20 protein-coding genes and 3 pseudogenes are annotated in these 18,645 nt (G+C 67.0%); 15 read left to right on the top strand and 8 right to left on the bottom strand.

Going from position 1 to position 18,645, the window contains the following annotated elements; translation table 11 throughout:
• The first annotated feature begins 17 nt into the window (after positions 1–17).
• The 3 genes and pseudogenes from ACZ7M2_RS48840 to ACZ7M2_RS48830 all read left to right on the top strand — a co-directional run bounded on the left by ACZ7M2_RS48840 (position 18) and on the right by ACZ7M2_RS48830 (position 3,737).
• Entirely contained in the window at positions 18–275 is a 258-nt protein-coding gene (locus ACZ7M2_RS48840; protein ID WP_471600786.1) for a DUF3099 domain-containing protein, read from the top strand.
• A 1,153-nt stretch (positions 276–1,428) separates the two neighbouring features.
• Positions 1,429–1,701, top strand: a pseudogene (locus tag ACZ7M2_RS48835) (MFS transporter); the annotation flags it as partial.
• Between the two features lie 857 nt (positions 1,702–2,558).
• Positions 2,559–3,737, top strand: a complete 1,179-nt coding sequence (locus ACZ7M2_RS48830) for a sensor histidine kinase (protein ID WP_471600785.1) — start codon at positions 2,559–2,561, stop codon at positions 3,735–3,737.
• 42 nt (positions 3,738–3,779) lie between these two features.
• Here ACZ7M2_RS48830 and ACZ7M2_RS48825 read toward each other — a convergent pair whose 3' ends face one another.
• The 3 genes and pseudogenes from ACZ7M2_RS48825 to ACZ7M2_RS48815 form a co-directional block, all read right to left on the bottom strand.
• A complete protein-coding gene (locus ACZ7M2_RS48825) occupies positions 3,780–4,430 on the bottom strand; it encodes a response regulator (RefSeq protein WP_471600784.1) in 651 nt (216 codons plus the stop codon).
• Between the two features lie 153 nt (positions 4,431–4,583).
• Positions 4,584–4,821, bottom strand: a pseudogene (locus ACZ7M2_RS48820) (MFS transporter); the annotation flags it as partial.
• A gap of 6 nt (positions 4,822–4,827) precedes the next feature.
• Positions 4,828–5,859, bottom strand: coding sequence for an NAD(P)H-dependent flavin oxidoreductase (locus ACZ7M2_RS48815; RefSeq protein ID WP_471600783.1), 1,032 nt, complete (start codon positions 5,857–5,859; stop codon positions 4,828–4,830).
• Positions 5,860–6,000: 141 nt separating this feature from the next.
• Between ACZ7M2_RS48815 and ACZ7M2_RS48810 the strand changes: the two genes are divergently transcribed.
• The 5 genes from ACZ7M2_RS48810 (at position 6,001) to ACZ7M2_RS48790 (ending at position 8,529) form a co-directional block, all read left to right on the top strand.
• Entirely contained in the window at positions 6,001–6,933 is a 933-nt protein-coding gene (locus ACZ7M2_RS48810; protein ID WP_471600782.1) for a LysR family transcriptional regulator, read from the top strand.
• A gap of 86 nt (positions 6,934–7,019) precedes the next feature.
• Positions 7,020–7,427, top strand: coding sequence for a tautomerase family protein (locus tag ACZ7M2_RS48805; RefSeq protein WP_471600781.1), 408 nt, complete (start codon positions 7,020–7,022; stop codon positions 7,425–7,427).
• A gap of 106 nt (positions 7,428–7,533) precedes the next feature.
• Positions 7,534–7,761: a hexameric tyrosine-coordinated heme protein gene (locus ACZ7M2_RS48800; RefSeq protein WP_471600780.1), complete on the top strand. Its 228-nt coding sequence runs from the start codon at positions 7,534–7,536 to the stop codon at positions 7,759–7,761.
• Positions 7,762–7,816: 55 nt separating this feature from the next.
• A complete protein-coding gene (locus ACZ7M2_RS48795) occupies positions 7,817–8,263 on the top strand; it encodes a DUF1622 domain-containing protein (protein WP_471600779.1) in 447 nt (148 codons plus the stop codon).
• Complete coding sequence (locus tag ACZ7M2_RS48790; protein WP_471600778.1) at positions 8,260–8,529, top strand: hypothetical protein; 270 nt, start codon at positions 8,260–8,262, stop codon at positions 8,527–8,529. Before ACZ7M2_RS48795 ends, ACZ7M2_RS48790 begins: the two co-directional genes overlap by 4 nt.
• Positions 8,530–8,765: 236 nt before the next feature.
• Here ACZ7M2_RS48790 and ACZ7M2_RS48785 read toward each other — a convergent pair whose 3' ends face one another.
• Positions 8,766–9,020, bottom strand: a complete 255-nt coding sequence (locus ACZ7M2_RS48785; protein ID WP_471600777.1) for a hexameric tyrosine-coordinated heme protein — start codon at positions 9,018–9,020, stop codon at positions 8,766–8,768.
• An 827-nt stretch (positions 9,021–9,847) separates the two neighbouring features.
• Between ACZ7M2_RS48785 and ACZ7M2_RS48780 the strand changes: the two genes are divergently transcribed.
• Both ACZ7M2_RS48780 and ACZ7M2_RS48775 read left to right on the top strand, forming a co-directional pair.
• The gene (locus ACZ7M2_RS48780; protein WP_471600776.1) at positions 9,848–10,894 is read left to right on the top strand and encodes a cation diffusion facilitator family transporter; all 1,047 of its coding nucleotides are present in this window, start codon (positions 9,848–9,850) and stop codon (positions 10,892–10,894) included.
• A gap of 392 nt (positions 10,895–11,286) precedes the next feature.
• A pseudogene (locus ACZ7M2_RS48775) lies at positions 11,287–11,400 on the top strand (IS5/IS1182 family transposase); the annotation flags it as partial.
• A 567-nt stretch (positions 11,401–11,967) separates the two neighbouring features.
• Here ACZ7M2_RS48775 and ACZ7M2_RS48770 read toward each other — a convergent pair.
• Positions 11,968–12,531, bottom strand: coding sequence for an RICIN domain-containing protein (locus tag ACZ7M2_RS48770; RefSeq protein WP_471600775.1), 564 nt, complete (start codon positions 12,529–12,531; stop codon positions 11,968–11,970).
• 271 nt (positions 12,532–12,802) lie between these two features.
• Positions 12,803–14,080: an IS701 family transposase gene (locus ACZ7M2_RS48765; RefSeq protein WP_471600774.1), complete on the bottom strand. Its 1,278-nt coding sequence runs from the start codon at positions 14,078–14,080 to the stop codon at positions 12,803–12,805.
• 139 nt (positions 14,081–14,219) lie between these two features.
• On the opposite strand from ACZ7M2_RS48765, the gene ACZ7M2_RS48760 reads away from it, so the two are divergent.
• Positions 14,220–15,341: an IS630 family transposase gene (locus ACZ7M2_RS48760; protein WP_471600773.1), complete on the top strand. Its 1,122-nt coding sequence runs from the start codon at positions 14,220–14,222 to the stop codon at positions 15,339–15,341.
• Between the two features lie 21 nt (positions 15,342–15,362).
• On the opposite strand, the gene ACZ7M2_RS48755 is transcribed toward ACZ7M2_RS48760, so the two are convergent.
• Both ACZ7M2_RS48755 and ACZ7M2_RS48750 read right to left on the bottom strand, forming a co-directional pair.
• A complete protein-coding gene (locus tag ACZ7M2_RS48755; RefSeq protein ID WP_471600772.1) occupies positions 15,363–15,863 on the bottom strand; it encodes a GNAT family N-acetyltransferase in 501 nt (166 codons plus the stop codon).
• Between the two features lie 90 nt (positions 15,864–15,953).
• A complete protein-coding gene (locus ACZ7M2_RS48750) occupies positions 15,954–16,262 on the bottom strand; it encodes a zinc ribbon domain-containing protein (protein ID WP_471600771.1) in 309 nt (102 codons plus the stop codon).
• A gap of 193 nt (positions 16,263–16,455) precedes the next feature.
• Between ACZ7M2_RS48750 and ACZ7M2_RS48745 the strand changes: the two genes are divergently transcribed.
• From ACZ7M2_RS48745 to ACZ7M2_RS48730, 4 genes are all read left to right on the top strand, one after another.
• Positions 16,456–16,947, top strand: coding sequence for a DUF2975 domain-containing protein (locus ACZ7M2_RS48745; protein ID WP_471600770.1), 492 nt, complete (start codon positions 16,456–16,458; stop codon positions 16,945–16,947).
• A complete protein-coding gene (locus ACZ7M2_RS48740) occupies positions 16,947–17,168 on the top strand; it encodes a helix-turn-helix domain-containing protein (protein WP_352053917.1) in 222 nt (73 codons plus the stop codon). The genes ACZ7M2_RS48745 and ACZ7M2_RS48740 overlap by 1 nt, the downstream gene beginning before the upstream one ends.
• Positions 17,165–17,356 carry a hypothetical protein gene (locus ACZ7M2_RS48735; protein WP_471600769.1) on the top strand — a complete coding sequence of 64 codons (192 nt, stop codon included), beginning with the start codon at positions 17,165–17,167 and terminating at the stop codon, positions 17,354–17,356. Before ACZ7M2_RS48740 ends, ACZ7M2_RS48735 begins: the two co-directional genes overlap by 4 nt.
• A gap of 829 nt (positions 17,357–18,185) precedes the next feature.
• Positions 18,186–18,645: hypothetical protein (locus tag ACZ7M2_RS48730; protein WP_471600768.1), on the top strand; the 460-nt coding region annotated here is incomplete at its 3' end.

Below are 18,645 nucleotides of genomic sequence, written 5' to 3'. Positions count from 1 at the left end.
CGACTCACCCTGGAGTCATGTACGCACGACGTCGTCACACCTACTTCGCCATGATGGGGACATGTATCGCGCTCTTCGTCCTGGCCTGGGGCGTCGTGCGTATCTGGTCGGTTCCCGCGGCGGTCGGCATGTGCGTGGTCGCCATGGTGATCCCGCCGGTGGCCGCCATCATCGCGAACCGGCGCGGCCCCGACGACCGCTGGTGGGACGCCCCGTCCGGCGACCCGAAGTCCGACGAGTGGTGGGACGAGATGGACGGCAAGCAACATCACTGAAGCCCGTCAGCCCCTTCCACAGCCACAAGGCCGGTGCCTCCTCACACAACTACCGGCTCTCGGTGAAAATGCGGGCCGTCCTCGGCGCCGACACGAAACGTGTGGTCGCCGGCACAGGGGAATGGTCACCGTGCACCGTGGCAGATGCCAGGGCCGCAGGTGACACCGGCCTGGCCTGCCACCGCGACGGGTGCGCCCCTGCGGGGTTGCGCCGCCTGCATCGGCACTGTCCGGTTGCCCCGCATCGCAGACCGAGAGCAGGCATGCGGGAAGGCGTACGGCGCGCCACAGGCTCCTCAGCGTCCGATCGGTGTCAACGCAGGGCATCCGCGCGGCGCTCGTCCTGGACCCGCTGCGGGCCTGGATCCGCATCCCCTCCCCTGCCGCGTCCCACCACATGGCTGCTCACGGCGGCCACCACGCCTTCAACACCGCCATCGTCGGGCCCGACCCGATACGGGCCGGGAGAGCGTGTCCAGCGGGGGCATCCGCCAGGACATGCGGACGGTCCGGTCAACCGGTTCCCGGCCCGCTCCGGTGTGGCGCCTGAGCAGCGTGTACCCGGCGGCAAGCACCCCGACGAGGCTACGACAGCCCCCACCATGCGGTCCCCCGGTTGACGGATCCAACTGGGCACTGGGATGCCTTCACATGGTGAGCAGTTCCATCGACGGCTCCTGAAGCCCACAAGGCAGAGAAGGATCACGAACCATGGCGTGTCAGTATGCTCCCGATCAGATCCGAGCCGGTTATACGATTCAGCAGATAGCCGACCGGTTCGAGGTCTACGCCCGCGGCGGAAGGTTCATCGGAGAACACCTTCTTCGGGCCTCGGCAGAGCATGAGGTGGCCGTACTTGAACGCGCCAATCGAAACAGGGAATTGTCTTCCGGTCCTGGAATTTAGCGCAGGGAAGTGCCGGCTGGCCTGATGGCTGCTGTGGCCCAGCCCAGCCGGCCTCGGCTGTCCCCCGTCACCTGCAGCTGCTCCTACGGCCTGCGGGCCGGGCCTGATCCGTCCTGCCGGGCATGTCCGCGACCTTGAAGGATCCCGGGTCCGGACTGATTGGTTCCGCTTTCCTCCGCCGTCCTTTCCGCTGCGAAGTCCGAAGCGGGTACGCCCATGTCCGAAACGGCTGTAAAGGCTCGGCGGCCTCAGTGACCCCGCCGCAGGTCGCTGGAAGGCGCTCGTCTTCATCGCGCTCGCCCAGCTGATGGTCGTCCTCGACGCGACCATCGTGAACATCGCGCTGCCCTCCGCCCAGCAGGATCTGGGGATATCGGACGGCAACCGTCAGTGGGTCATCAGCGCCTACCCCCTCGCCTTCGGCGGTCTGATCGGCTTCGCGGGCGCCTCCGCCCTCGGCGGCGCCGCACAGGGCGAGGCCATGATGCTCGGCGCCCGCGCCCTGCAGGGCGCCTTCGGCGACTCCAGCCCCCGGGCAGTACCCAGATGACCGGTTCCGACGCCGGCGAGAGCGCCGAGGATGGGTGCCAGCCGGCGGGCGGGTCTTCATCCTCAGGCACTCAGCCCGTCAAACGGCGGCCGCGTCGGCCGCGAGTGCCGCTGGGAAGACCATGCGCTTTCCGAGTCGGCCCCTGATCGGCGGTCACGGCCAGGGGCATCCCGCCGGCCGCGGACGGTCCGTGCTGTGCTTGAGCGCGTGTTCCGGGTCGCGCACAGCACGGGCACCTCGAATCCAGTTCGTCCATGCCTTTGCGGACATCGTCTCGTCGTCTCGTGTCGTCTCGCTCCCCCCAACAAGCAGTCGGCACTGCCGCTCGTCCAGCTGTGGAAACAACACCCCGGACTTCACAGTGAGTTGATCACGGAGGTCTTCAGGAACGCGCGTGCGCAGCGTGTGAAGCAACCTGTCGATTTCCTGCGATCCCTTAGCTGTCATCGGCCGATCAGTGGGCGGGAGGGTATCGACTGGCCAAGGCGCATTCCTCTCCGGAGTCAGACGCAAACCGCTCCATGCACCGTCTGTGTCATAAAATAGTCACCACATGGCGAAGTTGACGGAGACATCGGCTTCTTAGAGAAAGGTGGGAGCCAGCCGGCCGTGGTGTATCTGCGCGGGCGTACTTTCCGTGCGGGCGTGCCGGAGTCGATCCGGTTGCGATGCCGTTGTGCGCAGCCGGCTCCAGGACATAGCCAGTAAGGACGGCACAGCTCTCTGCATACAGAGGCAGGCGTGGCGACACCCGGTAAGAGGATGACATGACACTTCCGGACTCATTCCCGACCGCTCGAGAAGGTGGCCTACCGGATCGAGGGGACATGGCCGAAGTGCCTGCCCTGCACCTGCAAAGGGCTTTCAGATGGCAGGCAATACTTCGAATCGCCATCGTTATTGCACTCACGGCAGACTTGGCAGTGTTTCCGCCGTCTGAGCAGATGCAGATTTCGGTGACACTGGCTGTCATCTATGCTCTATGGACCTTTGGAATGCTCTGGGCGTCCTGGAGGTCGCGCAAGCCATATCCAAGTTGGGTGTATCCACTGGTCGACCTGGCTTTGCTCACCGCATTGATAGCGATTTCCGGCGATTTTTCTGACCCGAACTGGAGCTCGCCGGTATCTGCTGACATCTTCCTCTTCATACCCGTCCTCGCCTCATTCCAGATGCGGCCGGTTCTTACTGCGGCATCTGGAGTGCTCGCAGCGGCGAGCTACGCCGTCGGTACTGCCGTCGGCCATCTACAGCAGCCGTACTGGAACTTCATACTCATGCACACCCTGTTCATTCTTGTGGTGTGCGCAGGCTGTGTACTTCTGTCGGACGTCCAACAGCACAGGGTGAGGGCGATAAGAGAGTTGGCGGAACATCGCCTATGGCTGCTGGACCGGATCATGGCGACGGAGGAGAGGGAACAGCGCAAAATTGCGGAAGTGCTGCACGATGGTGCATTGCAGAACGTTCTGGCGGCCCGGCACTCCATCGACGAAGCGGCATGCAGCCCCGGGGCGACCGATGCGCTGCACCGTGCCGATCAGGCTCTTTCCGCAGCAAGCAAGCAGCTCCGCTCGTCGGTACGGACCCTGCATCCTGAAGTCCTCGTTTCAGGAGGCCTGGTGCCCGCTCTGCAGCATCTGACTCAACAGGCTTCCGAGCGCGGGAGATTTCACGGAGAGGTTCGGTCCAGCATAACGTCTGCAGGTTCTGCGGATCAGCCGCTCTACTGGCTGGCTCGCGAAATCCTCGAGAATGCGGTGAAGCATGCGCAAGCAAATAATGTCGTTGTAACCCTGCAGCAGAATGATTCAGCGAGTGTTAAACTCTCGATTTCTGATGACGGTGTAGGGATATCTCGCGAATGCTTGGCCAGGAGTCTCTCGTCAGGCCATATCGGGATCGCTTCGCATCGTGCGCGGATCGAGGGATTGGGGGGTGTTTTCACCCTCCGAAAAAATGAATCCGGAGGTACGACGGCCGAAGCCGTTGTACCAGTGAAATGAGCGATGGTTTCTTGCATCGCACTTCACGGGGTGAATTGGCGATCATTCCAGCAGGCCTCGACGCATGGCTTCCGCAACCGCTGCGGCGCGATCCGACACCTGTAGTTTCTCGTAGAGGTGCTGAGCGTGCGTCTTGACCGTGCTCGTACCGAGGATCAGCTCTTTGGCGATCTGCGGAATGCTGAGTCCCCGGGCCATGCCGTTCAGGACCTGTTGTTCCCGCTCGCTGAGGGTGGGCGAATTCTGGGATCGCCTCATGCGGATTTCGTCGGCCAGCCCTCCTGTCACTTCGGGTGGCACGACAGTTTTACCCTGTGCGATCGCTCGCACCGCTTCGACGACTTCCGAGCGTTTGCTGTCTTTGGTCAGGAACCCTGCAGCTCCTTCTTCCAATGCACGGTAGACAGAGGAGCTGTCGGTGAAAGCGGAGAGCATGAGAACTCGCGTGTCGACTCGGTCCCGGACCAGGGCGTGAAGGACTGCGATCCCGTCAAGTTCAGGCATGCGCAAATCGAGCACGGCGACTTGTGGAATTTCTCGGCGAATGATCTCCAGTGCATCTCGGCCGTTCTCCGCCTCGGCCACGACATCAATGAACCCACTTAGTTGCAGCGCGCGTGAGATGCCCTCGCGAAACAAGGGGTGGTCATCGGAAATTACCACTCGGATGCGAGGAGGGCTTGGCGTTGCCACGGCAATCCCGACCTTTCGTCTGCGCTTTTACTGCTTTACGATCGCCGGCAAGTTTTCGATGACTCTTACCAAGGTATATGAGCCCCTGCCGGCGGGCCATGCGTGGCTCGTTGCCGTAATGCAGGCAGACACGAAGGGGTCACCGGCGGGTCCTCAGCGGACGGCGGCCATCTCCCGCCGTGCAGCAGGGGCCCGGGCCGCCCTGGAACAGAACAGCGTGATCGTCACGACGCCCGGCATCGCCGGCAGGCCGACCCCTACCGTTGCGGACCAGCCGGCCACGTGGAAGGCAGCGGCACCCACCGTGCTACCGACGCTGGAGCCGATGCAGTAGGCGGAGATAGAGGCCAAAGGCCTGGGCACGCCCGGGGGTGGCGGTCTTGCTGCTGGCCCGGGGTCATCGTTCCGCGGCGAGGCGGGTGAGCGTCTGGGCGGCGGGTTCGACGCGGGCCTGGCGGTAGCCGGTGCCGGCCCACAGGTGGATCAGGCCCGTATCGCCCGCGGTGGTGGCAGCTCTGCGCAGCGGGGTGGTGAGGTGGTGGAGGGCCGGGTAGCCGAGCGGGGCGAGGGATTCGTAGGTGTCGGTGAAGCGGTTGCGCAGGGCGCGGGCGGGGCGGCGCGTGAAGGCCCGGGTCAGCATGGTGTCCGTGAACGCCGGGTCGGCCAGGGCGGCCTTGTGGGGTGCGGAGGCGCCGCTTTCGTGGGTGCGGAGCAGGACGGTGCCGACCATCACGGCGCGGGCTCCGGCGCGCAGCGCGGCAGCGGTGTCGGCGGGAGTGGCGATGCCTCCGGCGGCGATCACGGGCAGCGGAACGGTGTGCCGTACGTCGCTGACCAGGTCAGGCAACGGAATCGGCGTGAGAGGGCGGGCAGGGGTGAAGGTGGCGGAGTGACCGCCGGCCGCCGGGGCCTGGACGATCAGCAGATCCGCGCCGGTCTCGGCGGCGGCGAGGGCCTCGGCCGGGGTCGTGACGGTCTGGGCGACCAGGCTGCCCGCTTCCTGGAGCGCCCGGATGCTGTCGGGGCGGGGCAGGCCGAAGGTGAAGGAGACGAGCGGGACGGGGCTCTGCAGGAGCAGGTCGAGCTTGTCCGTCCAGGCGTCGTCGTCCTCGGTCACAGTGTCGGCGGGCAGGGTGAGCTGGTAGCCGTCAGCCTCCGGCTGGAGGGCGCGGGCGTACGTGCGGTGCGCGTCCGGCGTGCAGGGGACGGGGTTGGGGACGAAAAGGTTGACACCGAAGAGAGTGGTGTGGGACCTGACTGTGGCGATCTGCTCGGCGAGACCGGCGCGCGTCCGGTAGCCGCCGGCGAGAAGGCCGAGTCCACCGGCGCGGGCGGTGGCGGCGACGAGCGCCGGGGTGCTGGCGCCGCCGGCCATGGGTGCGGCCCAGACGGGCAGGTCGGTGGAGAGAGTCGTCACGTCGCGGGGCATGGCGGGACCTCCAGCAGTAGGGCGGAAGACGATCAGACGGCCGTGCGCAGGGTTTCCCGATCGACGCTAGGCCGCGTACACGACGGCGGGAAATGCCGGTTACGCTGCATTCATGTGTTCCCGGCATAGTGCGAGGCAGCGGTGACTTTCTCGGGTCACGCGGGCGCGTCCGGTATCGAGCTACGACATCTGCGGGCGTTCGCCGCGGTGGCTCGGCACCGCTCCTTCACCCGGGCCGCCGAGGAACTGCTGATCACGCAGCCTGCCCTCAGCCGTACCGTCGCCCAGCTGGAGGCGTGCCTCGGGGTGCGCCTGCTCGACCGCTCCTCCCGGGGCGTCGCACTCACCGATACGGGCGCCGAATTCCTCGTCCACGCCGAGCGCACCCTCGCCGCGTTCGACGCGGCCGTGGCCGCCGCGCACCATGCGTCCGTCGTGCGGCTGGGCTTCAGCTGGCTGCTGCCCGACCCCTGGGCGCAGCGCGCTATCGCCGGCTTCGAGCGTGGCACCGCCGCGCGGGTCGAGCTGGTGCGTTGCGATGACCCGCTCGACGCTCTCGACCGCCAGGCCGTCGACGTCGCCCTGGTGCGCGGCGGCAGGCCGGTCGGCGCAACCGTGCGGACGGTGCACCTGTACGACGAGCGGCGCGTCGCCGTCCACGCCCGCGAAGAAGCCCCGGCGGACGGGCGGCCGGCCTCCTGTCCCCCGGCGGCCGTGGCTCTGCGTTGGCAGGACGCCCCCGAGTGGACCCTGGTCGTCAACACCGTCAGTGGCACGACCGGACCCTGGTGCTGGCCGAACGGAGGCGGACCGCGGCGGTACGTGGAGACCGCGAACTTCGACGAGTGGCTCGAATCGGTGGCCGCCGGGCGCGGCATCGGCATCGTGCCCGAGGTCGCCGAACGCCGCATCCACCATCCGGCGCTGCGGTTCCTGCCGGTGACCGGCGCGCCGCCCAGCCCGGTGCGCCTCGCCTACCGGCAGGACACCGGCACCGGGTCCGCGCTGCTGCGCCGCTTCCTCGACGCGGCCCTCAAAGTGGCTGCGACCTGCACCCATGCAGGTGAGGCATAGCCTCGGCCGGAGCGGCATTTCCGCTGGGGACCGCGATCTCCTTACGGTCAAGGAGCCCTGGCCCCCCGTCCCGAAGGACACGCGCCATGCCCCTCGTACGTATCGACCTGATCCGCGGCCGCAGTCCCGAGAACGTCCGGGCGATCGCCGACGCCGTCCAGCGGTCCCTCATCGACGTCCTGAAGATCCCCGAGCGCGACCGGTTCCAGATCGTCACCCAGCACGACCCGGACGAGATCATCGCCGAGGACGCCGGACTCGGCTTCCAGCGCACCCCCGGCGGCACCGTCATCGTCCACATCTTCACCCAGCGCGGCCGCTCCACCGAGGACAAGCAGCACCTCTACAAGACGCTCGCCGCCCAGCTCGCCGAAGCCGGCGTCGACGGCAAGGACCTGTTCATCAGCTACTTCGAGAACGGCCCCCAGGACTGGTCCTTCGCCGACGGCCGCGCCCAGTACGTCGAGGGCGACCTCCCTGTCCCCGGGCGCTGATCCGCGCCCACCCCCTGCCGCGCGGCCGCTCACCCGAAGGGCGAGACGGCGCGCAGCGGCACCCCTCGACGGCCACAACCGCCCTCCCGCCCGCAGGAGCATCGCCATGGAACTCATCCCCAACAACTCCCTGAAGACCGCCACGCCCCAGGAGGGCCGCGAGCTGGCCCTCAAGATGGCCCGTCTCGTCATCAAGGCGACTCAGCCCGACGGTGAGGTCCGCACGCGGCTGCGTCCCGAATACGCGGAGAGCTCCGACTCGCTCATCGCCATAGGCCAGGTGGTCGCCACCGAGTTCGCCACCATCGCCGCCGCCAACGACTACTGGCGCTGACCCACCCCACCGACACGTTCCCTCTCCCTGGGGTGGCAGACACGAAGCGGTGCCCATGCGAACCGACAATGCCTCCATGTACGCGGATCTGCTGCCGGAATCAACGCTGCGTGACGTCGTCGACCTGGCGGTGCGGCTTGTCGAATTCGCCGGTGCCCTGATCATCTTCGTAGGTGCAGCCTGGGCATTCGTCCAGTTCATCGGCTACGGCGCGGTCAGGCTGCGTAACCGGCGAGAGCCCGAGGGCGCCGAGTTCGGCTTCAACCGGATCCGGCTGACCCTCGGCCGCTTCCTGGCCCTCGGTCTTGAGTTCCAGCTCGCCGGAGACATCCTGCGCACAGCCATCGCCCCCTCCTTCACGGAGATCGGCCAGCTGGCCGCGATCGCCACGATCCGGACCGGACTGAACTACGTCCTCGGCCGGGAGATCGAACAGGAACGCCGGGAGATCGAGCGGCTCTCCCCCCAGGCCGGTCCGGCGGCTCCCGGAACCGCCCCGTGACCGGGCTGATGACACAGGCCGCCGTTCTGATCACGGCGTTCGGTCTGGTCAGCGCGGTCTGTGTGGGCCTGCGACTCCGCCGGGTGCAGCCCGGCGTGGCGGTGCTGACGGACTTCCTCGTGGCCGCCGGCCTCATCCGCCTCGCGGGCCAGCCCTCGTGGGCTTCCCTCGCCACCGCCGCGGCCGTCATCGGCGTGCGGATACTGGTCAACGCCGGCCTGCGAACGGGACCGAAGCGGCAGCAGGTACAGCCAGGTTCCCCATGACAGCCCGCAGCCCCGCACCCCGGTACGCGTCCGCGCCGGCCAGGGCAAGGGAAGGCCTAAGACAGTGCGGGCGGCCCAGCGCGAGCGGCCAACCACACGCCGCACGGTGCCCGACCGGCCCCAGACGGCGGCGGTCGCGAACAAGGCGGGCATAAGACAGACCGCCGACCGGAAGCCGTCGAGTTCATCGCCCTGGACGCCAGATGTCGCCGGCTTCCGGACTGACGTGCCGCACCTCAGGACCGCCAGTAGTTGTTGGCAGCCGCGATCGTCTGGAACTCGATGGCCACCACCTGCGCGGCGTACACGAGGCTTTCCGGGGTGGTGGAGTAGTTCGACCGGCCACCCTTCAGCACGTCCAGATCGGGCTGGATGTTGTGAACGGTGTGACGGGCCAGCGTCAGAGCCAGTGCACGTCCCTCTTCCGGAGAACTCGTGATCAGGGAGTTGCCGGGGACCAGGACCATGCCTTCTTCGGGTACTCGGTTCATGACGCCAATGTGGCTTCCGACCTGAGCCCGGACGGTCCCTGACACGCTCCACGGAGCCGAAGGAGTGACCAAGCCGAAGCAACGCGGGAGGCCGCTGTACACGTACGTCCACACGTCGACCTGCGTCCTCAACAACTCTTCCCTGCAAGGGCAGCCCACCGCTCCGGCAACCATGTCGCCGCCAGCAGCGGACACCATGGCCAGCGAGGCGCATAACGGATGTACGTACGTAGGCGCCCCCGACTCAGCCAGGGACAACGTGTCGCGGTACGTGCTGTCGCGGTACATGCCAGATTTGCTGCGACCGAGCCTTACGACAGTCTTCGTGACCTGGGCCGCAGCAGCTTCGCGTACGGACTGCGCCCCGGGCGGGCACCGAAACCGCGGATGCCGCGATGGAGCGTGCTCGACCCGACTGTTCGGCCAGACCCTCGACGGCTCCGTCGCCGCCCTCCAGTGCTTCCTCCGCCTGCCTGGAAGACGTTGACACCACTCGCCAGAGCCCGGACCGCCGTGGACTGCACCCCGCCGAGCTGGAATGCGATCCGCGCCCACCATGATGGCCTGAGGACTGTCCGGCACCGGCGCGCCGCACCCGGCCAAGGACACCTTGTCGGGTTACGGCTGACTGATACCCGCGGCCGCCGACGGCAGATGATCCGGGCTGGCCGGCGCACTCCCCCGCCAGAAAACCTGCAGGTCAGCCGCATCGGGGCCGGGGCCACCGGCACCGTTGCGACCTTTGGAATTTCCGGCAGGGGCGTGGTCCACTGGCCTGGGGGCCGCCCGCCGCCAGGCCGTCGGCACAACAGCCACGGGGACCACGCATGAAGGACCACGAACACCGGCACGGCCACGCCAGAGACGGCGAAAACCACGACGGACACAGCCATGGCGTGACCGCGGAGGCGGACCGACGATGGCTGAGCCTTGCGCTGACCCTGATCGTGGCCTACATGTGCGGCGAGGTGGTCGTGGGTGTCCTGGCGCACTCGCTGGCGCTGATCTCAGACGCCGCGCACATGCTCACCGATGCGGCTTCCATCGTGTTGGCCCTGGTGGCGATGCGGCTGGCCAGCCGCCCCGCGCGCGGCGGCTACACCTACGGCCTCAAGCGAGCGGAGATCCTATCGGCGCAGGCCAACGGCGTCACCCTGCTGGTGCTGTCAGCCTGGCTTGCGTATGAAGCGGTGCGCCGGCTGATCGCCCCGCCTGAGGTCACCGGCGGCCTGGTCGTGATCACAGCGCTCATCGGAATCGTGGTCAATATCGCAGCGGGCTGGGCGATCGCCAAGGCCAACCGCTCCTCGCTGAACATCGAAGGTGCCTACCAGCACATCCTGACCGACCTGTACGGGTTCATCGCCACCGCCATTGCCGGCGCCGTCGTGCTGCTGACCGGATTCTTCCGCGCGGACGCGATCGCCTCGCTGTTCGTCGTGGTGCTGATGCTCAAGGCCGGGATCAGCCTGGTCCGCCAGTCCGGGCGCATCTTCCTGGAGGCCGCCCCGGCCGGCCTCGACCCTGACATCCTCGGCCGTCGCATGGCCGCCACTGAACAAGTCGTCGAGATCCACGACCTGCACATCTGGGAGATAACCTCCGGTCAGGCCGCTCTCTCCGCGCACGTCCTGGTCACCCCGGGCGGTGACTGCCACGCCGTGCGCCGAGCCCTTCAGCTGCATCTGCGCGAGGCATACGGCATCAGCCATGCCACCCTGCAGGTCGACCACCTCGGCGAAGACCGCACCGGCACCGGCCCTCTCCTGCACATCACCACCCGCCCGGACGGCAGCGCCAGGGACGGCCGGGAACCGCCGCAAGAGGAAGACATCCACGGCCCGGTCCACCGCCCCGGTCCCCACACCCCCTGACCCGCCGAGGCGCCCCCGTTCTTGTGCGCGGCCGGCTCACTACTCCTGCCGGACGGCCGCATCGCCGTCGGCGACGTCGAGCAACTGACCCGGTTCGTCAGGCCAGATGAGCCCGCAACTCAGTTTGGTTGCCCGATCGCGGCCACCTATGACTCGTTCGTGTCGTCCGTCTAGTAGGACTCCGTTAGGTCTGTGTCGATCTTGGTGTGCTGTGTGTTCGCCTGGGCAGGGGCTGATGGCAGGTGGTGCAGGTGCCGGTCCAACACCTCAGGACGTCCTGTAGTGCGTCGAGGACTTGGTAGAGAGTGAGACCGGTTCGGGTGCTTTTGGGGCCAGGCGTTGTTCTGTGAGGAAAGCGTGGGCGGCGGTCACGAGGGTGATGTGGTGGTGCCTTCGCCCGGATGAAGGGCTGGAAGATCCTCCGCGATTGCCGCCTCAAAGGCGACGGAGTCCACCACGCCATGCGCGGCGTCGCACGCCTACACAACCTAGTCCTGACGGGATAAGGGAAGGTCCCACCGATCAGCCCGCTGCAACCCTCAACCCGTAGAAGATCGTTTGCGGGACAACCCTTAGGCACGCTTTGGCCAGACGTTCGACGGCTACAGCCATGTGATGGACGGCGAAGTCCTGGTCCGCAGGCTCTTGCAGGTAGGCGTCGATCGCATCTGGGAGTTGTGTCCTCGGCGCTCATAGTGGGATTTGCGGGCGCGGGCTTGGCTTCGTCGGCGGAAGCGTGACCAGTGCAGGTGGTGTTCGTTGGCATGGTGGTGGGGTGCGGCGACGAAGTGCCCCACCAGCCGGCGGATCTCCGGAACGCTCAGCGGTATGAACTCGTCGCCGTCGGCGGAGTTCTTCCCCAGGCCTGACCGCACGGCTGCGGCCGGCCACCCCGAACTGTGGGGTGGCCGGCCGCAGACATGTCCAGCTCTGCCCACTGGCCCGTCAGGCTGCCCAGCAGGGCGGCCCTGCAGCTTTGGCTTGCGGTGTTCAGGCCGCGCGGGCTGCCCCGGAGCAGGCCGCACTCTCAAGGTGGCCCGCTCCGGTAGCGTGATGAGTTGGACAGAGAATTGTCAGATGGAATCGTCCTCGGCCCAGAAGCTCTGGTATCCGGCGTCCTGAGAGGAGCCGTTGCAGGCGAAACCGCGGGTGCCGCCGCCGGAGGAGATGTCCACGCACATGCTGCTGGGGTCCTCGTTTGTGGCGCTCTTGAGGACCTGGGAGCCGTTGAAGGCGCTGCGGTTGATCATCGCCCATCCCTGCCAGCCGCCAGTGAAGCTGGGACCGTTGCATACGTAGGTACGCAGTTGGTACGCGTGTGAGTAGTCCAGGCAGCGACCTGTGTTCATATTTTTCAGCTGGGCCCAGCCGTTGCTGAGGGCGGTAACCTTCCACTGCTGGTAGTTCTGCCCATTGCAGGTGAAGTTGCGCAGGTAGCCGGAGGGACTGGAGCCGGAGTCGTCCAGGCAGGTACTGGAGTGATAGTAGTCCGGGCTCATGCTGATGAAGCGGTAGACGTGTCCGTACGTCCAGTTGGAGGCCTGAGCCTCCGCGGTTGCGGTTCCGGTGTTCGCGACCGCGAGCCCGAGCGCCATGGCGAGCGCCGCAGTGGCAGATCCAAGGGCGCGGAGCCTCATACGGCCACGAACCGGAGTGGTGGATATGGAACCCGACGTGGATACGGTCACGGCAAACCCCCTGTTGTCGAAGCTGCTGTCCCGAAGCGGGACCTCAGCTGCTGGCCTGTCGGTGAACATCAGGATCGAGGCTAAGGACTACCGTCCTAGATCCGTCCTAGATCCGTCCTAGTAGGACTCCGTTAGGTTGCTCTGGCTCTTGGGTTTGGGCTGGTGGTGGATGTTCTGGGCAAGGGCCGGTGGCAGGTGGTGCAGGTGCCGGTCCAGCAGTTCAGCAGGTCTTGGATGGCGTCGAGGATCTGGTAGAGGGTGAGTCCGCTGTATCGGCTTTTGGGGCCAGTCGCTGTTCGGTGAGGAACGCGTGGGCGGCGGTGACCAGGGTGACGTGGTGATGCCAGCCAGCCCAGGAACGTCCCTCGAAGTGGTCCAGGCCGAGGCCGTGCTTGAGTTCCCGGTAGTCGTGCTCGATCCGCCAGCGGATCTCGGCCAGGCGGACCAGTTCAGCCACCGGGGTGTCGGCGGGCAGGCTGGTGAGCCAGTAGTCGGTGGGCTTTGGGGCGTCCTGGGGCCATTCGACCAGCAGCGTCACCTCGGGCAGGACACCGTCCCAGTGGCCGTGTTCGGCGATGGCGGCGGCCCGGGCCAGGCGGCGGGCCCGGATGCCGGCCGGCCGCACCCGCAGCGCCAGAAAGCGCGAGCGCATCGGCCCGCGGGAGCCTTCACGCCACCTCACCTCGGTGAACACCTGTCGTCCGTGGCCGGCCGCCAGCGCGGCCACCGAGGACGGCTTGTGCCGGTAGCGGGGCTGCGGCTTGCGGCCGTTTCCGGACCAGGCCGGGGCGGTGGGCTGCGCGTCGTGCGGGTGGAAGGTCACGTCCGAACGGACCGCCACGACATAGCCGATGCCCCGCTCGCTCAGGCCGTCGCGGAAGTCAGCGTTCTGCCCGTAACCGGCGTCGGCCACCACCACCGGCGGCACCAGACCCCACGCGGCCAGCTCGTCGAAGGTGTCCAGGGCCAGGCGCCACTTCTCCCGGTGCCCGACCTCCTGCGGTATCCCGGTCTTCTTCCGCCGTCCGGCATCGTGCGCCCACTCCTCGGGCACGAACAACCGCCACTGCAGCGGACAGGACGCTGTGTCGGAGACCGCGTGCACGCTCACCGCGACCTGGCAGTTGGCCTGCTTGCCCAAAGCCCCGCAGTACTGGGGCGCGACCGCCACCGACATGTTCCCGTCCTTGGGGAACGACACGTCATCGACCGCCCAGGCATCCGGGCCGATCTGCGGCACCATCCGCTCCGCGATCCGCCGCCGCACAGGCACCGGATCCCAGGTCGACTGGTTCACGAACTGCTGCAGGTTCTGCTCGTTGCCGTCCGGCAGCCGCTCCGCCATGGCCTGGACGGACTTGCGCCGCCCGTCCAGCATCAGCCCCCGCAGATAGCAGTCACCCTTCGCCCGCTGATCCTTGCGAGGCACCGACGCGAACACGTCAGCCACGAATAACGCCAACTTCGCCCGAGCACGCTTCACTTCATGTGCGTCCACACCCCCACCATGCCCCCAAACAGGACCGCCGGACAGACCTAACGGAGTCCTACTAGTGCTGTGACCGCATGGGTTCGCCGTGTTGGTGGTCGTGACGGTTGGATGTGCGATGACGTCCGATCCGACCGCTGGAGGCGCGGTGGCCGAGCCTGTCCGTGTGCGCAGACTGACCGACCAGGAAGGACAGCGGCTGCAGCAGATCGTGCGCCGGGGCGGCACGAGTTCGGTGCGATACCGGCGCGCGATGCTGCTGCTGGCCTCGGCTGGCGGGAACCGGGTGCCGGTGATCGCACAGCTGGTGCAGGCCGACGAGGACACTGTCCGGGACGTGATCCACCGGTTCAACGAGATCGGCCTGGCCTGTCTGGACCCTCAGTGGGCGGGAGGCCGTCCCCGCCTACTCAAGCCTGACGACGAGGAGTTCGTCGTGGCGACGGCCACCACCCGACCGGCCAAGCTCGGCCAGCCCTTCACCCGCTGGTCACTGCGCAAGCTGGTCGCCTACCTGCGCAAAGTCCACGGCCGGGTCATCCGCATCGGCCGCGAGGCATTACGCTGCCTGCTCGCCCGCCGCGGCATCACCTTCCAGCGCACCAAGACGTGGAAGGAATCCCCGGACCCCGAGCGTGACGCCAAACTGGACCGGATCGACAAGGTCCTGGACCGCTTCCCGGACCGGGTCTTCGCCTTCGACGAGTTCGGCCCGCCCGGCATCCGTCCCACCGCGGGCTCGGGCTGGGCCGAACAGGGACGTCCCGACCGGCTGCCCGCCACCTATCACCGCACCCATGGAGTGCGCTACTTCCATGGCTGCTACCCAGTCGGCGAGGACACTCTGTGGGGCGTCAACCGCCGCAGAAAGGGTGCTGCCAACACGTTGGCTGCGCTGAAGTCGATCCGTGCGGCCCGCCCGGACGGCGCCCCGATCTACGTGATCCTGGACAACCTCTCCGCCCACAAGGGCGCCGACATCCGCTGCTGGGCGAAGAAGAACAAGGTCGAGCTGTGCTTCACCCCGACCTACGCCTCGTGGGCGAACCCCATCGAGGCGCACTTCGGACCGCTGCGGCAGTTCACCATCGCCAACTCCCACCACCCCAACCACACCGTGCAGACCCGGGCCCTGCACGCCTACCTGCGCTGGCGCAACGCCAACGCCCGCCACCGCGACGTCCTGGCCGCCGAGCGCCGCGAGCGCGCTCGCATCCGCAGCGAGAAGGGCACCCGTTGGGGCGGACGCCCGCTCGCCGTGGTTGCATGACCAAGCGCCCCGGTGATCTACCTAGCTGTTCATCAGGTCCTTGGCCATGACCTGTTCCCTACCCGTGCCATCAGGCAGGAGGTCACCCGGCACACCGGTGTCCGTGAACCCGTGGCGCTCGTAGAGAGCGGCAGCCCTCTTGTTGTCCGGCATCACAGACAAACGCAGAGACTTGGCACCTCGCTCTGCAGCCCACCGTGCAACCTCCCGGATCAGGCAGTCGCCGACCCCTCTGCCCCGGGCCGCGGGACTGACCCACATCGAGATCAGCTCAACGCTGTCCTCTGCCTGCTCACCTGGAACGCCGCTGGCCATCCCCGCAGGACGACCGTCAACTACCGCAACGACATTGTGTGCGCCGGGAATCTCCAGACGGGCACGCCAGCGGTCTTCGCGATCACCAGCTCCCTGCCACTGGGCAAGCGTCGACCCGAACGCGTAGGGCGCCTCCGCCAGGGCTGACTGCCGCAGTTCCCGCCAGATCGGCCAGTCGTCTGATTCCAAAGTGCGCAGTTCAAGCATGACGCAGACCCTGCCGTACTGACGGAAGCAACAGCAACGGGATAACGTCCGATCTTCGTGCCAAACCGGTGAACCTATGCGGTCACAGCACTAGCCATCAGGGGCTGGAGCCTCGATAGCCTCTCGCGGCACGACATCGAGAGCCGGTGACTGAGCAGTACCTCGCTCCGATCCGGTGCCTCCTCTCTTCGGATAAATCCGGGGGGGGCTTCTCCTGCCGGTGGCCAGGCCACCGGCAGGAAGGACCAGCCCGGCCCTGATAGCGACGTTGAGTGCGCCGATGTGGTCGGCGTTGGCGGTGTGTCCGCACCGGGTGCACTCGGACTTCTCTTGCGTGGTGCGGTTCTCGCCGGACACATACCCGCAGACGGGGCAGGTGCGGGAGCAGGGCTTCGGCACAGTCGGGCGCGTCCGATTTGCACTCAAGTGAGGCCGACTTCGACGAGATCAAGACGGTTCGCGCGAACGCCACGCCATGGGAGGGGCGACGTCCCGCCGCGGTGCGCAACCGCCGCCCATCCTCCGCCCCACCCCTTGCTTCACCTATCGAATTTCGATAGATTCCCATCGCAATTCGATGGAAGGATGGGGTATGGGAAAGCTAGCCGTGCGTGCGCTGCGCGCCGTGCTCGTGGTGGTGCTCGCCGGCACCGTGTTCGTGCAGGCGGGGATGGTGTGGGTGTTGGTCAGTGGGAGCGACCCGGAGGACGGGTCGCTCCCACTGACCGCGCTGCGCGTGATCACAATCCTGGGCATGGCGTCGGCCCAGGTCGCCCAGGTCAGCGTATGGCGGCTGGTGACAATGGTGCGCCGCGGAACCGTGTTCTCCCACGCCGCCTTCCGCTACGTGGACGGTGTGATCGGCGCGATCGTGGCGGCTGCCCTGTTGTGGTTCGCGGTCACGGCCGTCAACGCGCCGGGCCAGCGGGACGACCCGGGCGTCACGCTCATCATGGGCGGGGTCGGCGTGGCCATCCTGGGGGTCGCGCTCATCGTGCTCGTGCTGCGGATGCTGCTCGCCCAGGCCGTCGCGCGCGACGTCGAAGCGGCGCAGATGCAGGCCGAGTTGGACGAGGTGATCTGATGCCGATCATCGTCGACATCGACGTGATGCTGGCCAGGCGGAAGATGTCCGTGGGCGATCTCGCGGACCGCGTAGGGATCACACCCGCCAACCTGGCGGTACTCAAGAACGGCCGCGCCAAGGCGGTGCGCTTCGCGACGCTCGCCGCGCTCTGCGACGTGCTCAAGTGCCAGCCGGGCGACCTGCTGCGCTGGGAGGCCGAGGACGCCGCGGGCGGATGACGTACCTCCGGGCGGGCGTGAAAACTCCTGGCACCACCGGCCTGGCACGGCACGTGGACCGCATGGCGACCTGGCGCAACCTCGCCATCGGCACCCTTCGCCTCGCCGGGAAGAGCAGCATCGCCGCCGGCCTCCGGCACAGCGCCCGCGACGCCAGCCGACCGCTCGCCCTCCTCGGACTCACATGATCATGAAACGGACGTCACGCGACTACGCCGAAGCCCTGTCCAGAGGGCCACGGCGATACCGAGGGTTGAGGACCGCAATGCTCCACGCGCCGCCCGGCATCCTGGCCTCGCTCAGGATGTCGAACACGTGGACGTTCGCTGCCGGGGGCGAGGAACCTCTCCGCCGAACCTGTCGTGGGCGCCAGTCGAATAATACTTCTGAATTTTCTGGTCAACGGCCTGGCGACGGGAGTGCAGCGGTAATGCAGCATGCGCGGGGCGGTCATGGAGGAATGCCCCATGACCGCGTTGACGCGCTGCATGTAATTCAGAGAGCCAACCGATGCTCCGGCCACGGGAAGAGTGATTCGAGTCCTCGCTCCCTTTTTGCTTGTCGGCACGTCGTTGATCGCGACAACAAACTGCAGGAGGCGCTGTCGCTGCGTTGAGCAGCACAGAAGACACCTCGCGAACGCCGCCTGCCCCGCCCCAGAACGGTGCGGCCGTCGCGATCACGACGTTGGAACGGGTGGCGAAAAGTCGACCGGGCGAGCAGAACATGCTCGACACGCTGCTCGGATCTCCCGGCCGTGTGGTGGCGGCTGTACGCGAGAGGCTCGAATACCTCGCCGAGCCCGATGAGTCCGGCCGGGTCCACCGCAGGAGCATCGGCCTGGACCCGGTGGTCCATGAGGGGTCCCGCACGCAAATAAATCCCACAATCACGGTGCAGTCTGCTTAACACTCTGTATGGGTGACATTGCCGTGTCGCTGTAGTTATGGAGTGATGTGTTGCGACAGTTTAGTCCACAAAGATTCCTATCTCTGGCTACAGCAAGAAAGGGGTGCCGTGAAAAGGTTTGGCATCTACGCAACGCTGCCTTTTGTCGCTGCCGTGGCACTGGGAGGCGCAACAGCGGGACAGGCTTCCGCGGAACTCCGCTACGATCCTGAAACTCCCACAGGAGTTACCGTTGTTTTCAACAACGGCGGGTCCTACGGAAATGTTTTTAATGAGGTGAACGGCAACAGCAATAACACTCAGATCGGGAACACCCAGGGCGGCACGCAGGGCGGCACCGGGAACACTCAGGGCGGCGCTGGGAACACCCAGGGCGCTACGCAGGGCGGCACTGGCAACACCCAGGGCGGCACACAAGGCGGCACCAGGAACACGCAGGGCGGCACACAAGGCGGCACCGGCAACACCCAAGGCGGCACACAAGGCGGCACCGGCAACACCCAAGGCGGCACACAAGGCGGCACCGGCAACACCCAAGGCGGCACACAAGGCGGCACCGGCAACACAC

The organism is Streptomyces sp. NPDC111507 (assembly GCF_055638955.1).
The sequence above is the reverse complement of the archived record's forward strand: the minus strand, read 5'-3'. Positions and strand labels throughout refer to the sequence as shown.